The following is a 12957-nucleotide window of genomic DNA, read 5'->3' as shown; positions in this document are numbered from 1 at the left end:
AGCTGACAAATCATTAATGGAACAACTAGCATTATCTATTTTGCCAAAATTGAGTGGCTTGAATGATAAGAATGCTAAAAAAATGGTCAATACCGCGGATAAAGCTATTGAATTAATAGTGAAGAAATTCCAAAAATTGAAAGACCAACAAGTAAAAGCCTTGGCGGAATTGAAAGAGAAGGAAGCCAAAAAAGCGAAAAAGCAAATGGAGAAAGAGGCTAAAAAGAAAGATAAATTAGCCAAAAAAGCATCGAAGGACAAGCAATTAGCCTTGTTGACCAAAGGGACTAAAACGGCAGGTTCTGAGCCAGCATCTACGGCCGCTGTTAGTCCTAAAAAAGTAACAGCTAAATCAAAAGCATCTGCTGCTAGTCCTGTTAGAAAAAAGAGAACTGTTGTAGCTAAATAAAGCTATTTCGTTTATCCCTATAATTTTGCGTTCATCCGTTTTTAGACAAAAAGGATGAACGCATTTTTTATTTTAGATGAAATTTAACATACCCTAACATGATATTATCTATTCAAGACGTTGTAAAACGTTATTCTAGCCATGTGGCCTTAGATCGGGTAAGTCTCGAAATCCCCAAAGGCAAAATCTTTGGTTTATTAGGCCCCAATGGTGCAGGAAAAACGTCCTTAATTCGCATTATCACCCAAATTACGGCACCAGATGAAGGGCAAATCCTTTTTGATGGTGAGCGCTTATCGTCCAAACATGTAGAGCAAATAGGTTATTTGCCTGAAGAGCGTGGATTGTATAAGAAAATGAAAGTAGGAGAGCAATTGATTTATTTAGCTCAATTAAAAGGGCTATCTAGGCAGGATGCTACCACTCGACTAAAAGATTGGTTTATCCGCTTGGATATCAAGGAATGGTGGGAAAAACAAGTCGATGATTTATCGAAAGGAATGCAGCAGAAAACCCAGTTCATCTCTACGGTGGTACATGAGCCTAAACTGTTGATTCTGGATGAGCCATTTTCGGGTTTTGATCCCATCAATGCCAACATGTTGAAGGATGAAATTTTGGCTTTAAAAGACCGAGGAACAAGTATTTTGTTTTCTACGCACCGAATGGAATCTGTGGAGGAATTATGTGATTCCATCGCTTTGATCAATCATTCCCGTGTGGTGTTGACAGGTGAAAAAGATGAAGTGCGTAATCGATTTAAGGCACATCAATTTGAGGTGTTATTTGAGGGTGATTTGACGCAAGAATTGAAAGGAGTGGATCTGATTAGTCTCGAAATGTCGGGTGATCAAACTAGTAAAAAAGCTATTTTTAAATTGCAAGAGGCAGTTAGTCCGAATCACTTGCTAGGCCAATTAATCCCACAAGTGCAAATCCAGAAGTTTCAGGAATTGATACCTTCATTCAATGACATATTCATTCAAGTAGTCCAAGAAACCAATTAATCGCATCAACATGAACAAGATATTTTTAGTTATAAAAAGGGAGTATTTGACTCGAGTGAGTAAGAAATCCTTTTGGATTGCCTCTTTGGTAGCGCCATTGTTATTAACGGCTATTTATGCTGTTCCCATCTGGTTAGCCACACGTGATAAAGAAGTAAAGCAAGTGGCCATTTGGGATGGGAGTGGGCTTTTTGAGCAGAAAGATTTGGCTGATAAGGAAATTGCTTTTCAATTAGTAAAAGGGGAAGTAGCCAATATCAAGAAGACCTTTGATAAGCAAGGTTATAGTGCTTTTGCTGCTATTCCAGCAGATATTTTAACAAATCCTCAAAGTTTAAAAATTTATTCAGAAAAGAATTTGAGCTTGTCGTTGAAGAATGATATCGAGCGGATGGTTCAAAATAAAGTACGTGAGATTTTGCTACGTAATGCAGGGATTTCAACCTTGAAATACAAGGAAACTCAGGTGGATATTTCGAGTGATACCATCACGGTTTCCAAGCAAGGAGCGGAAACGACTTCCAGTTCGGGAGGAGCCATGATATTAGCGGCAATTTTAGGTTTTTTATTGTATTTGAGCTTATTACTCTATGGTTCGCAGGTGATGAATGGGGTTATTGAAGAGAAGAGTAGTCGGATTATTGAAGTAATTATCTCCTCCATTAAGCCTTATCAATTGATGTTGGGTAAGATTTTAGGTGTTGGTATGGTGGGATTAACCCAGTTTTTACTTTGGATCGTATTGACAATAGGCTTATCTACGGCCACTAGTAAATTGTACCAAGCTCCCTCCAGAATGGCTACTGTTGCTAATAGCAGTAATTCTGATGAATTGAAGAAAAGTGTAGCCAAGGTTGAGACGTCTAGCTCACAGCCTATGGATGAGTTAAACAAGGTGATTGAAAGTACCAACATCCCTTTAATTTTAGGTTCATTCTTCTTCTACTTTTTGTTTGGATACCTACTGTATAGCTCACTGTTTGCTGCTATTGGTTCGGCGGTGGAAAGTGCTGCTGAAGCTCAGCAATTTACCTTCCCGGTCATGATACCGATCATTTTAGCCTTTATTTTGGCTCAATTTACCATGCAAGATCCCGATAGTAGTATTGCATTTTGGGCCTCCATCATTCCTTTTACTTCACCCATTAATATGATGGTTCGTTTGCCTTATGGGGTACCGACTTGGGAGATTGTCCTTTCTATGGTATTACTGGTTGGTGGATTCTTAGCTTGCAGCTGGTTATCTTCTCGAATTTACCGAGTAGGTATCTTAATGTATGGTAAGAAAATGACCTGGAAAGAGATCAGTAAATGGGTGTTTTATAAAAACTAATTAGGTATTTAGGCAAATTTTTAATTAATAAAAATCATCTATTTAATTCGAATACATTAACATTTGACTCAATGGTTAAAAAGAGCTTAGGAATTCCTTGGCTCTTTTTTGTGTCGTGGAAAAATAATAATTTATCTAACGGTAATATTGAACATGCTGGTATGGGGGTCATATGGCTACTTTTAAAATGTTTTTAAAAGAGATTGCTTTTAGCGGCATTCAAGCTCTTGTTTATTTTGCAAAAGAGTTCTACCTTTTGCACGTAATGTCTTGTTTTTGAGGTATATATGTTACTATTTCAAAATATTTGACCTTTAAAATTAAAGGGCAAATGGAGATTACCGGGTATGCTGAAAACCGACTCGCGTAGGCAAACATGTTCTATAATCATTTATTATGCCAACTTACCTAATAGAGAGAGAGATTCCTGGAGCAGGAAATCTGTCTGATGATCAATTAAAATCCATTTCTCAAACTTCCTGTAGCGTATTGAAGAATATGGGGCCAGCCATTAAATGGCTTCAGAGTTATGTCACCAATGACAAAATTTACTGTGTCTATAAAGCTCCTAATCCAGAAATGATATTGGAACATGCTCGCTTGGGCGGTTTTCCAGCCAATTTGGTCAGTGAGGTCTTTACTATTATTGATCCAACTACGGCAGAATAAGTTACATCAAAGAAAGTTTGTATTCACAAGAGAGCAGAATCTCTAATTTGCCGTGAATTTATGTGCCTATGTTGTATTTATTTTACCTGATTCCTATGTAATTTGAGCATTCTTTAGCTCATTAATTCATCGTAATCTTTGGAAAATTATTTTACCATCTTGATTGATTTCATTGGGACATTTGCATTTGCCATCAGTGGGATTCGCTTGGCTTCAGGAAAACAAATCGATTGGTTTGGAGCCTACATCATTGGACTTGTGACAGCCATTGGAGGCGGGACAGTACGTGATTTATTGTTGGGTATCCGACCATTTTGGATGTTGGATGGTCGCTATTTTTTAACCACGGGTATAGCTTTGATTGCCATGCTTTTGTTGAAAGAGCGTCTGGTCAAATGGTGGAATATGTTGTTTTTATTTGATGCCATTGGTTTGGGTTTGGTTACGATCGTTGGGATCAGTAAATCCATGGATGCCCAATTGCCCTTTTGGGTTTGTATTGTGATGGGAACAATTACAGGTTCAGTTGGAGGTTTGCTGAGGGATGTTTTGTTGAATGAAGTGCCTCTTTTGTTAAGGAAAGATATTTATGCCCTAGCCTGCGTTGCGGGAGGTTTAGTTTATTTCGCCTGTCAATATGGACATTTATCCACCACTTGGACGGAGCTAATTGCCGCTTCGGTGGTCATTTCTGTTAGGATTTTGGCATTTCGTTTTCATCTTCACCTGCCTGTCCTGAATTCCATACCACCCAAGTAGGGGATTTAATAAGCACTATCAGGCAAATTTAGTCCTAAGGATTTAGACTTAAGACCTTAACCAATCGGCTAATTTTGCCTCATCAAAACCAGCGATTATTTTATCTCCGTCGACAAGAATCGGTCTTTTGATAGCAGAAGTTTTTTGACTAAGAAACTTAAAAAGTGCATCTGCATTGTCTAATTCACTTTTGGTCGCATCATCCAATTGCTTGTAGGTACTTCCGTTTTTGTTCAATATGGTTGCAGACCCCAATTTTTCTAAAAATAAGCCTAAGGTTTCAGGACTAATTCCTTTCTTTTTATAATCGTGAAATTCGTATGTGACACCTTGATTCTTTAAGAATTCAAAGGCTTTTTTCATGGTATTGCAAGCAGGTATTCCGTAAATGACGATCATGTTGGCTATTTATTTTAAAAAGGTGTGCGACTTGTTTGTTTTGGTGGTATTTTTGTTTTTTCCTTACAAATTTAACACAAAGCTACCTTATGGAGTATAGAATAGAAAAAGATACGATGGGTCAGGTGAAAGTACCTGCACACGTGTATTGGGGTGCACAAACCCAACGTTCCATTGAGAATTTTCCCATTGCTCAAGATATCAATAAAATGCCTAAAGAGATCATTCGGGCATTCGCATTCTTGAAAAAAGCGGCTGCCATCACGAATTTCGAAGCAGGGGTTTTGGATGAATCTAAAAAAGAACTCATTGCGCAAGTATGTGATGAAATTTTAGCCGGTCAGTGGGCAGACCAATTCCCTTTGGTTGTTTGGCAAACTGGTTCAGGCACTCAATCTAACATGAATTGCAATGAGGTGATTGCTTACCGTGCGCATGTGTTGCAGGGTGGAAATTTGATGGATGAGAAGAAAGTGGTTCATCCAAACGACGATGTGAATAAATCACAGTCGTCCAATGATACTTTCCCAACGGCCATGCACATAGCGGCCTATCAGATCTTGATGGAAACGACTATTCCTGGTATCTCTAAATTACGTGATACCTTAGCCGAGAAAGCCAAAGCATTTAAGGATGTGGTGAAGATTGGTCGTACTCACTTTATGGATGCGACTCCATTGACTTTAGGACAAGAATTTTCAGGATATGTATCTCAGTTAAATCATGGTTTAAAAGCCATCAATAATACCTTAGATCACTTGAGTGAATTGGCTTTGGGTGGAACAGCCGTTGGTACAGGTATCAATACGCCAGCGGGCTATTCAGAGAATGTGGCGAAACACATTGCTACGCTAACAGGTTTGCCATTTAGAACGGCTGAAAACAAGTTTGAAGCCTTGGCGGCACATGATGCTATTGTAGAAGCTCACGGAGCTTTAAAGACAGTTGCTGTAAGTTTAATGAAGATTGGAAACGATGTTCGTATGTTATCTTCAGGTCCTCGTTCAGGAATTGGGGAGATTTATATTCCCGATAATGAACCAGGTTCATCGATCATGCCAGGTAAAGTAAATCCGACTCAATGTGAAGCCATGACCATGGTGGCTGCCCAAGTATTGGGGAATGATGTCGCTATCAACATTGGTGGTGCTTCAGGTCATTTTGAGTTGAACGTATTCAAACCAATGATGATTTATAATTTCTTACATTCGGCTCGTTTAATTGGAGATGTATGTGTGGCATTCAACGATAAGTGTGCGGTAGGAATTGAACCATTAAAAGAGAACATTCAAAAGCACGTGAATAATTCCTTGATGTTGGTTACGGCCTTGAATACCAAGATTGGGTATTACAAATCAGCTGAAATTGCTCAGACGGCTCACAAAAATGGCTCTACGTTGAAGGAAACGGCGATTTCATTGGGCTATGTAAGTGCCGAAGAGTTTGATGAGTGGGTTCGCCCTGAGAATATGGTAGGAGAAATTAATCTGTAATGAGCTCCTAAATACGCGATTCTCAGCGATTTATATAAAAAATGCCCTATACGTTTCGTATAGGGCATTTTTTATGCTATTATGCCATTTCTCTTAGTTCTATGCTATAAAATGGACTGACAAATGGAAAACTCGAAGCTATTCGTTGCGCTTCTTCCCAGTCGGATAAAATTAGGGTGACAATCTGGGAAATTTCTCCACCATCAATTTGATTGATTAATTTGGAATCCAAATTTCCCGACGCCGTCAAGTGGATTTGTTGACCTGAAAATTTCTGATATAACATGTCTTCATAGCTGGATTTTAAACCCTTTAGCCAGGTTCTAATTTGCTCTAATTCTTCTTCTGTTGGCATTGAATTTTCACCTGAAATTCCCGCTACTGGTCCCCGAATGATGATGACAAATCGTTTCATTAAATTAGTATTATTCTAAGATTAAAATTCGCTTTGAAATTTCTCAAAGGGATTCGATTCAGTTTTGATTTTTGGTTTTTGACTTCGCTCTCTAGGAGCAGATCTTGGCTTTTCTAGCACCGTGCCTAGGAGAGGAGCTAACCAGTTTTGTATGACTTGTAAGGCTTCTTTTTCTAAGGAATAATAGATGAAAACGCCATTCCGACGGGTACTCACTAAACCCGCTTCTTTGAGTACAGATAAGTGTCTGGAAATAGTAGGTGCCGCATAGTTAAATTGCTCAAAAATGGTACTGGCAGGCAGCTCACCATCCTTTAAAAGTTCTACAATCTTTCGCCTCGATTCATCACCCAATGCTTTGGCTATAGACTCTACTTGCATATTAAATTTATCTATTTAGCTAATTTAGTATAATTCAATGTATTATCCAAAAATAGCCTATGGGATAGGTTTAGCAAGCTTATTTAGCATAGTAAACAAATGATTGTCAATACGGCTAATTATAATTTACAAAATTGCTAAATATCTAGTTGTATTGTTAATTATATTTAGCTATTATGCTAAATGGTTTATATTAGGGTTTAGGACTTAATTATTCAAGGATTTCAAATTAGTATGATGATTGATCCAACGCGAATCTCAGTTTTATAGATTCCTCTAAAATTGAGCCAATTTTGCACAAAAAAAACCCCCAGAATTTCTTCTGAGGTATGGGATATTGTAAGCATGAGGATTGTTAAGAATGCAGTAAAAATTCGAAATATTTAATTTTTTACATAGACCCTTTTTACGCGCTCACTGATGTTGGTCATGAGTTCATACGGGATGGTTTTCGCTTGATGAGCCAAATCAGTTAATTGTATTTTTCCGCCAAATGCTATTGCCTCATCACCTTCTTTAACCACCGGTAAATGAGTGATATCCACCATGCACATGTCCATGCAAATGGCCCCCACCGTTGGGCATAAATAACCATTGATTTCGAACATCCCTTTACCCATTCCTAGGCTTCGAGAGTAGCCATCGGCATAGCCTAATGCTAGGGTAGCAATGTGACCGTTCGACTTTAATTTACCCTTTCTACCATAGCCAATGGTTTCATTTTTCTTGATGTCCTTGATTTGGGAGATATAGGTTTTTAAGGTTAATACATTTTCTAAGGATTTTTTTTCTGCTTTATTTTCTGAAATTCCATATAAACTGATGCCCAAACGAACCATTTCATAGCGCGCTGCCGGGTAATTTTTGATGGCGGCTGAATTAGCAATATGTCGGAATGGCGTATAACCTAAAGTTTGAATGATTTTTTGGGTCATTTTATCAAATAGCAGCATCTGTTTTTCGGTGAATTTTTGATGTTTCATTGATTCTGAAGCTACCAAATGGCTAAGTATACTAGCTACCCATACTTGCGGCATACTAGCTATCTTTTGGGTTAATTCTTTGCATTGATCAAGACTAAAACCTAGTCGTTTCATGCCTGTGTCAAGCTTAATGTGAATCTTGATGCTTTTATTATGTGCATGGCTATATTCATCAATGGCTTCCAACATGGACATGGAATATACTTCTGGTTCTAAGGCAAAATTGCTTAAGGTATCTAATTCTCCAATTTGTGGATTCATCACCATGATTGGGCAATAAATGCCGTTTTTACGTAATTGTACACCTTCGTCTGTGTAGGCCACTGTTAAGTAATCGATTCCTTGTTGTTGGAGTACCTGTGCAATTTCCACAGCGCCTGCCCCATAAGCGAATGCTTTCACCATGACCATCAGTTTGGTATCAGGCCCTATGGTTTCTTTAAAATAGGTTAGGTTGTTCTGTAAGGCATCTAAATTGACTTCTAATTTGGTGCAATGTGTTTTCGTCTCTAAGATTTGTGTGATATGTTCAAAATTGAACTTTCTGGCTCCTTTTAATAGTACGACAGCATCACTGATTTGATTTAATAGGCCGCTATTTATTAGGTCTTCCGTATTGTAAAATACATCGATCTCTTTGAATGAATCTTGGTATTTAATGAGTTGATCTCCCACTCCAATCAGTTGGTCTATTCTTTGAGATTGAAGTAGCATGGCTATTTTAGGATATAGCTCAGGTGCCGCTATGCCTGCCTCGATGAAATCACTGATGATGAGTACACGTTTTTTATGTTCGTATTTTTTGAGTAGAGGTAAGGCTAATTGCAATCCATCTAAATCATTATTATACGAATCATCAATGATCTGGTTATTTCTAAGCCCTTCTTTGATTTCCAAGCGCATGGATATTGGACGTATCCATTTGGTTCTGGCTTGTATTTCTTCCACACTCAAACCTGCTACATGCGCCATAATGAGGCAATGGCACAGGTTTTCTAAATAGGCTTCATCCGTTAGCTCGGTTTTGACATCCAAAAATGCTTCACTTTGGGCTGGTTTTTTTATACGAATATGGGTTTCCTTCAAACTTATTTTCCAATATACATACAGGCAATGGGCCAAGTCTTCCGTACTCCAAGCAATGAGCTCAGCTTGTGGATTAATGGATTGCATCTCTGTTTTGATGGAATTCTGATCCGTGTTTTTTCGACGGTAAACCAATTTTTCTACATGTGAAAATAAGTGTAATTTCTCGTGTAGTTTTTGTTGATCTGATTCAAAGTTTTGTCCATGCGCTTCTCCAAAATGGGTAAATATCCCCCAAGTTGGTTGAATGATTTTTTCAATCCGCTGCATTTCACCAACCCGGGATATGCCTGCTTCAAAAATGGCTATTTGGTGTTGAGCTTTTAAACCCCATACCGATAAGGGAACGCCAATTTGAGAATTAAAACTTTTGGGGCTTTTGACAATGGAAAATTTACTTTGCAATAAGGTCGCCAACCATTCTTTACAAGTAGTTTTTCCATTGGATCCTGTAATGCCAATTACTGGAATAGAAAAGCTTTTGCGATGAATGCTGGCTATTTCTTGCAAGCAATTGATGCTACTTTCAACCACCCAAAAATCTGCCTGCGTCCATTTTTTTGCTTTTTCAGCCAATAAACCTGACCAAGCAGCACTTTCTACAATAAATTCGCGGATGCCTAAGTGATATAAGGGTTCAATGTATTGATGCCCATCATGATGTACCCCTCTGACCGCGAAAAAAGCCGTTTGTTGGGGTAAATAGATTTGTCGACTATCAAGGCTTAAGATGCTTGATTTTACTTGTGTTGGCGATGAAAAATGAATCATGTATGCAGATCAAATTGGCAATTAGCTAAAATACGAAAAGGCGAGGAATAGTTCCCTCGCCTTTCACGCTATTTTCAATATTTATATTGGTATTAAGCTTCTAATGCTGCTACGCCAGGTAATACTTTACCTTCCATGTATTCTAAAAGAGCTCCACCACCGGTAGAAACGTAACTTACTCGGTCACCATATCCAGCATTATTAATCGCAGAAGCAGAATCTCCACCTCCAATTAAAGAAAATGCTCCATTTTCTTCTGTTGCTTTTACCACAGCATCCGCGATGGCGTTGGTTCCTTTAGCAAAATTAGGGAATTCAAATACACCCATAGGTCCATTCCAAAGGATGGTTTTTGATTCAGAAACAACCTTTTGGAATAATTCAATGGTCTTTGGACCAATGTCTAAACCTTCCCAGCCGTCAGGAATTTCGCCTCTATCAACAATTTGTCTATTGGCTGAGTTACTAAAATCATCTGCCACCACATTGTCCAAGGGCATGTAAAGATTAACCCCTTTGGCCTTTGCTTTTTCTAACAAACTTTTAGCTAAGTCTACTTTATCTGGCTCTGAGATGGATTTACCAATTTTCCCACCTTCTGCCAATGAAAAGGTATAGGTCATGCCCCCACCAATGATCAAATTATCAACCTTATCTAATAGTTGCTCAATAATCAAGATTTTATCAGTGATTTTAGAACCGCCCATAATTGCCGTAAATGGTCTATCAGCAAATTCTAAGATTTTTTTCGCATTGTCAATTTCTGCTTGCATCACATATCCACTCACGCGATCTGGTAGAAATTTACCCATCACAGCTGTTGAAGCATGTGCACGGTGAGCTGTACCAAAGGCATCATTCACCCATACATTTCCTAAACTGGCTAATTTCTTTGCAAATTCCTCATCACCTTTTTCTTCCTCTTTATAGAAACGAAGATTTTCTAATAAAAGAATTTCACCTGCCTGAAGTTCACTGGCTAATTGAGCAGCCTCCTCACCAATGCAATCAGGTGCAAATTTTACTTTGATACCAAAAACGATGGAAAGGGGAGTCACTAAGTGTTTCAAAGAATACTTTTCTGTTGGACCATCTTTAGGTCTACCTAAATGGGACATCAGAATAACGGCACCTCCATCTTTCAGAATTTTCTGAATCGTAGGGACCGTGGCTTTTATACGCGTATCGTCAGTGATTTCGTACCTTTCGTTCAAAGGCACATTAAAATCAACACGAACTAAGGCTTTTTTACCAGAAAAATTGAAATTGGCGACTGTTTGCATACTATTTTTGTTTCAAATTGTAAGTGGATACGTATGCCTCAGATAAGGCAGGCAAATATACCCAAGTTTTGTTAATTGTTGAAAAAATCTAATTTTCTGTTGAAAATCTCGAAATTAATAGTCGAATAGTACAATTTTTACCCTTTGATCCTTCCTCCATATATGGATAATCGTCCTATTCCTAATTTATCACCCACCTACTACTGGGATTATTTCCAATATGTATTGCGTTATGTGACAAAGCATTATGCGGAATTGTTGGATGAAAAAGAAAAGGCTTTTATCCATGAATTTGAAACCGCTTCTTTTTCAGCGCAATGTCTGTATTTGCGCCTAGCTTCACGTAGAACTATTTGGTTTCAAGAAGACCAACTCCACTACTCGGAAATTGAATCCTTGGAAGCGGCTATGACGGAGTTATTTCACCTGAACCTATTGGAAAGAATTGGCCAAACTGAAAGTCAATCGGTGTATGCTTGCTTGAACAATTTAAATAAGTCTATTTGTTTCGACCTCATTCAAATTCCGGGTCAAAAAAGTCCCCTAGCAAAATCTGTAGCTAAATCTGTTTTATTTCAATATATCGTGGAAAATTTGCCTGAAGATGAACTGGTTCGACGCTTAGAAAAACTTCAAATTAGCTTAATCCGGCCTTTGCAGACCGCCTATTTTCATTTCATTCAGTTTTTGTTCTTTGGAAGTCGAAATCACGATTTAACAGATTTTGTGGTTCGAGATTTGGGGCATCGTCAATTCATCGATATTGATGAGGCGGATTTAGTCCCATATTTTTCCAACCGCGAGGAAGCTATTCAGAAATGGCGTATTAGTATTTGGCGAGAATGGTTTTTTGAGAAGTCAAAGGAAGACCATGCCGTGGATGAAGTGATGGCTAGTTGGCAAGCGAATATGTGGCCTTTGATTCCTGAATTATTGGAATTATGCATCGGTAGTTTTGAAAGGACTTTGTTTCATGTGGCTCGCTGGCTGGAACGTCAAGGTGAATTAGAAATGGCGCTATCCTTGTATGAAGAAAGTTTAACGGGAGCATCTTTGGAAAGACGGGTCCGACTTTTAGTAAAACTTAAACGAATGGATGAGGCCCTGATGTGGGCTAGGACTGGCTTGGAATTGATTAGCAATCCCAAGGAAATGCATTTTTTTGAAGACTTTTTATTGAAACAAGCCTCTAAAAAGCAGATTAAACAAGTGACAGCCAGTTTGAAAGAAGCGGAAAAATTGACTATTTCTATTGAATGGAAAGATCAAGTAGAGGAAGGTGTGGTCGATTATTTTAGAAACCAAGGCTATTATGCCGCTTTTACAGAAAACCGAGTTTGGAAGAATTTAATGGGGCTTTGGTTTTGGGAATTGATCTTTCAACAGAATAGATCAGGATTTCACCATCCATTCCAATATGCTCCTAGCCATTATGCCCGTGAAAATTTTGCCATTGATTCAGCATCGGAGTTTCATGTCTTGTTGAAACTCTTCGATGATGAGAAAAGTTGGTGGGATTTGCTGGAACAAAATGCCGTGCAAAATCAGGGGAAAATGAATCCTTTGGTAGACTGGCAAAATCTGGATTTCGACCTGATTCAGCGCTTAGTGCAAGTGATTCCCAAGTCAGCTTTAGTAGAAGTAGTGAGCTTTATGTGGCATCATTTGGCTACACATGCCAAAGGCTTTCCTGATTTATTTATCCAAAAAGGGGAGGATTATGCCTTTATCGAGGTAAAATCCCCCAACGATCATCTTTCTGCCATTCAGTTTTTTTGGCATGATTTTTTTAGGCAACAGGAAATAGCGGTTCGACTTATCCGAATAGAATGGATTTAATCATTTCTTAATTCAATGATTTTCAAAACATGTCACAACTATTCAAATTTTTGCCTAAAAACTAATTTTAAAATTATTCTTGAAATGCTTGACATCGTTTTGAAAATATTCTACATTTCTGATGAATCTA

The 12957-nt window shown here is 38.2% G+C and carries 12 protein-coding genes; 7 read left to right on the top strand and 5 right to left on the bottom strand.

The genetic code is table 11. The features are described from left to right. Positions 1 to 16: 16 nt before the first annotated feature. The 5 genes from U0R11_RS11655 (at position 17) to U0R11_RS11635 (ending at position 4177) form a co-directional block, all read left to right on the top strand. On the top strand, positions 17 to 409 hold the full coding sequence (locus U0R11_RS11655) for a hypothetical protein (protein WP_406751848.1): 393 nt from the start codon (positions 17 to 19) through the stop codon (positions 407 to 409). A 98-nt stretch (positions 410 to 507) separates the two neighbouring features. Beyond that, positions 508 to 1416: an ABC transporter ATP-binding protein gene (locus U0R11_RS11650; RefSeq protein ID WP_406751847.1), complete on the top strand. Its 909-nt coding sequence runs from the start codon at positions 508 to 510 to the stop codon at positions 1414 to 1416. A 10-nt stretch (positions 1417 to 1426) separates the two neighbouring features. After that, a complete protein-coding gene (locus U0R11_RS11645) occupies positions 1427 to 2749 on the top strand; it encodes an ABC transporter permease (RefSeq protein WP_406751846.1) in 1323 nt (440 codons plus the stop codon). A 396-nt stretch (positions 2750 to 3145) separates the two neighbouring features. Beyond that, entirely contained in the window at positions 3146 to 3418 is a 273-nt protein-coding gene (locus U0R11_RS11640; RefSeq protein ID WP_406751844.1) for a DUF4242 domain-containing protein, read from the top strand. A 138-nt stretch (positions 3419 to 3556) separates the two neighbouring features. Beyond that, positions 3557 to 4177, top strand: coding sequence for a trimeric intracellular cation channel family protein (locus U0R11_RS11635; protein ID WP_406751843.1), 621 nt, complete (start codon positions 3557 to 3559; stop codon positions 4175 to 4177). Between the two features lie 48 nt (positions 4178 to 4225). On the opposite strand, the gene U0R11_RS11630 is transcribed toward U0R11_RS11635, so the two are convergent. Further along, positions 4226 to 4576, bottom strand: coding sequence for a Spx/MgsR family RNA polymerase-binding regulatory protein (locus U0R11_RS11630; RefSeq protein WP_406751842.1), 351 nt, complete (start codon positions 4574 to 4576; stop codon positions 4226 to 4228). A gap of 89 nt (positions 4577 to 4665) precedes the next feature. On the opposite strand from U0R11_RS11630, the gene fumC reads away from it, so the two are divergent. Then, positions 4666 to 6069: a class II fumarate hydratase gene (fumC, locus tag U0R11_RS11625; RefSeq protein WP_406751841.1), complete on the top strand. Its 1404-nt coding sequence runs from the start codon at positions 4666 to 4668 to the stop codon at positions 6067 to 6069. Between the two features lie 79 nt (positions 6070 to 6148). Here fumC and U0R11_RS11620 read toward each other — a convergent pair whose 3' ends face one another. The 4 genes from U0R11_RS11620 to U0R11_RS11605 all read right to left on the bottom strand — a co-directional run bounded on the left by U0R11_RS11620 (position 6149) and on the right by U0R11_RS11605 (position 10988). Then, positions 6149 to 6484, bottom strand: coding sequence for a hypothetical protein (locus U0R11_RS11620; protein ID WP_406751840.1), 336 nt, complete (start codon positions 6482 to 6484; stop codon positions 6149 to 6151). 21 nt (positions 6485 to 6505) lie between these two features. Beyond that, positions 6506 to 6865: an ArsR/SmtB family transcription factor gene (locus U0R11_RS11615; RefSeq protein ID WP_406751839.1), complete on the bottom strand. Its 360-nt coding sequence runs from the start codon at positions 6863 to 6865 to the stop codon at positions 6506 to 6508. 383 nt (positions 6866 to 7248) lie between these two features. Further along, on the bottom strand, positions 7249 to 9705 hold the full coding sequence (locus tag U0R11_RS11610) for a bifunctional UDP-N-acetylmuramoyl-tripeptide:D-alanyl-D-alanine ligase/alanine racemase (protein WP_406751838.1): 2457 nt from the start codon (positions 9703 to 9705) through the stop codon (positions 7249 to 7251). 92 nt (positions 9706 to 9797) lie between these two features. Then, positions 9798 to 10988 (bottom strand): phosphoglycerate kinase, encoded by a 1191-nt coding sequence (locus U0R11_RS11605; protein WP_406751837.1) that lies wholly within the window; start codon positions 10986 to 10988, stop codon positions 9798 to 9800. A gap of 162 nt (positions 10989 to 11150) precedes the next feature. Here U0R11_RS11605 and U0R11_RS11600 point away from each other — a divergent pair, with 162 nt between their 5' ends. After that, complete coding sequence (locus tag U0R11_RS11600; RefSeq protein ID WP_406751836.1) at positions 11151 to 12827, top strand: VRR-NUC domain-containing protein; 1677 nt, start codon at positions 11151 to 11153, stop codon at positions 12825 to 12827. The last annotated feature ends 130 nt before the right edge of the window (positions 12828 to 12957 follow it).

Source organism: Aquirufa salirivi, assembly GCF_045310485.1.
In the GTDB taxonomy this organism is placed as follows: Bacteria; Bacteroidota; Bacteroidia; order Cytophagales; family Spirosomataceae; genus Aquirufa; species Aquirufa salirivi.
This window is presented reverse-complemented; position numbering and strand designations above follow the sequence as displayed.

What these genes read in the sequence shown, in the direction of transcription:
- U0R11_RS11605 (WP_406751837.1), bottom strand. Translation starts at nt 10,988, where the DNA reads ATGCAAACAGTCGCCAATTTCAATTTTTCTGGTAAAAAAGCCTTAGTT.
- fumC (WP_406751841.1), top strand. Translation starts at nt 4,666, where the DNA reads ATGGAGTATAGAATAGAAAAAGATACGATGGGTCAGGTGAAAGTACCT.
- U0R11_RS11610 (WP_406751838.1), bottom strand. Translation starts at nt 9,705, where the DNA reads ATGATTCATTTTTCATCGCCAACACAAGTAAAATCAAGCATCTTAAGC.
- U0R11_RS11630 (WP_406751842.1), bottom strand. Translation starts at nt 4,576, where the DNA reads ATGATCGTCATTTACGGAATACCTGCTTGCAATACCATGAAAAAAGCC.
- U0R11_RS11650 (WP_406751847.1), top strand. Translation starts at nt 508, where the DNA reads ATGATATTATCTATTCAAGACGTTGTAAAACGTTATTCTAGCCATGTG.
- U0R11_RS11615 (WP_406751839.1), bottom strand. Translation starts at nt 6,865, where the DNA reads ATGCAAGTAGAGTCTATAGCCAAAGCATTGGGTGATGAATCGAGGCGA.
- U0R11_RS11645 (WP_406751846.1), top strand. Translation starts at nt 1,427, where the DNA reads ATGAACAAGATATTTTTAGTTATAAAAAGGGAGTATTTGACTCGAGTG.
- U0R11_RS11655 (WP_406751848.1), top strand. Translation starts at nt 17, where the DNA reads ATGGAACAACTAGCATTATCTATTTTGCCAAAATTGAGTGGCTTGAAT.
- U0R11_RS11620 (WP_406751840.1), bottom strand. Translation starts at nt 6,484, where the DNA reads ATGAAACGATTTGTCATCATCATTCGGGGACCAGTAGCGGGAATTTCA.
- U0R11_RS11640 (WP_406751844.1), top strand. Translation starts at nt 3,146, where the DNA reads ATGCCAACTTACCTAATAGAGAGAGAGATTCCTGGAGCAGGAAATCTG.
- U0R11_RS11600 (WP_406751836.1), top strand. Translation starts at nt 11,151, where the DNA reads ATGGATAATCGTCCTATTCCTAATTTATCACCCACCTACTACTGGGAT.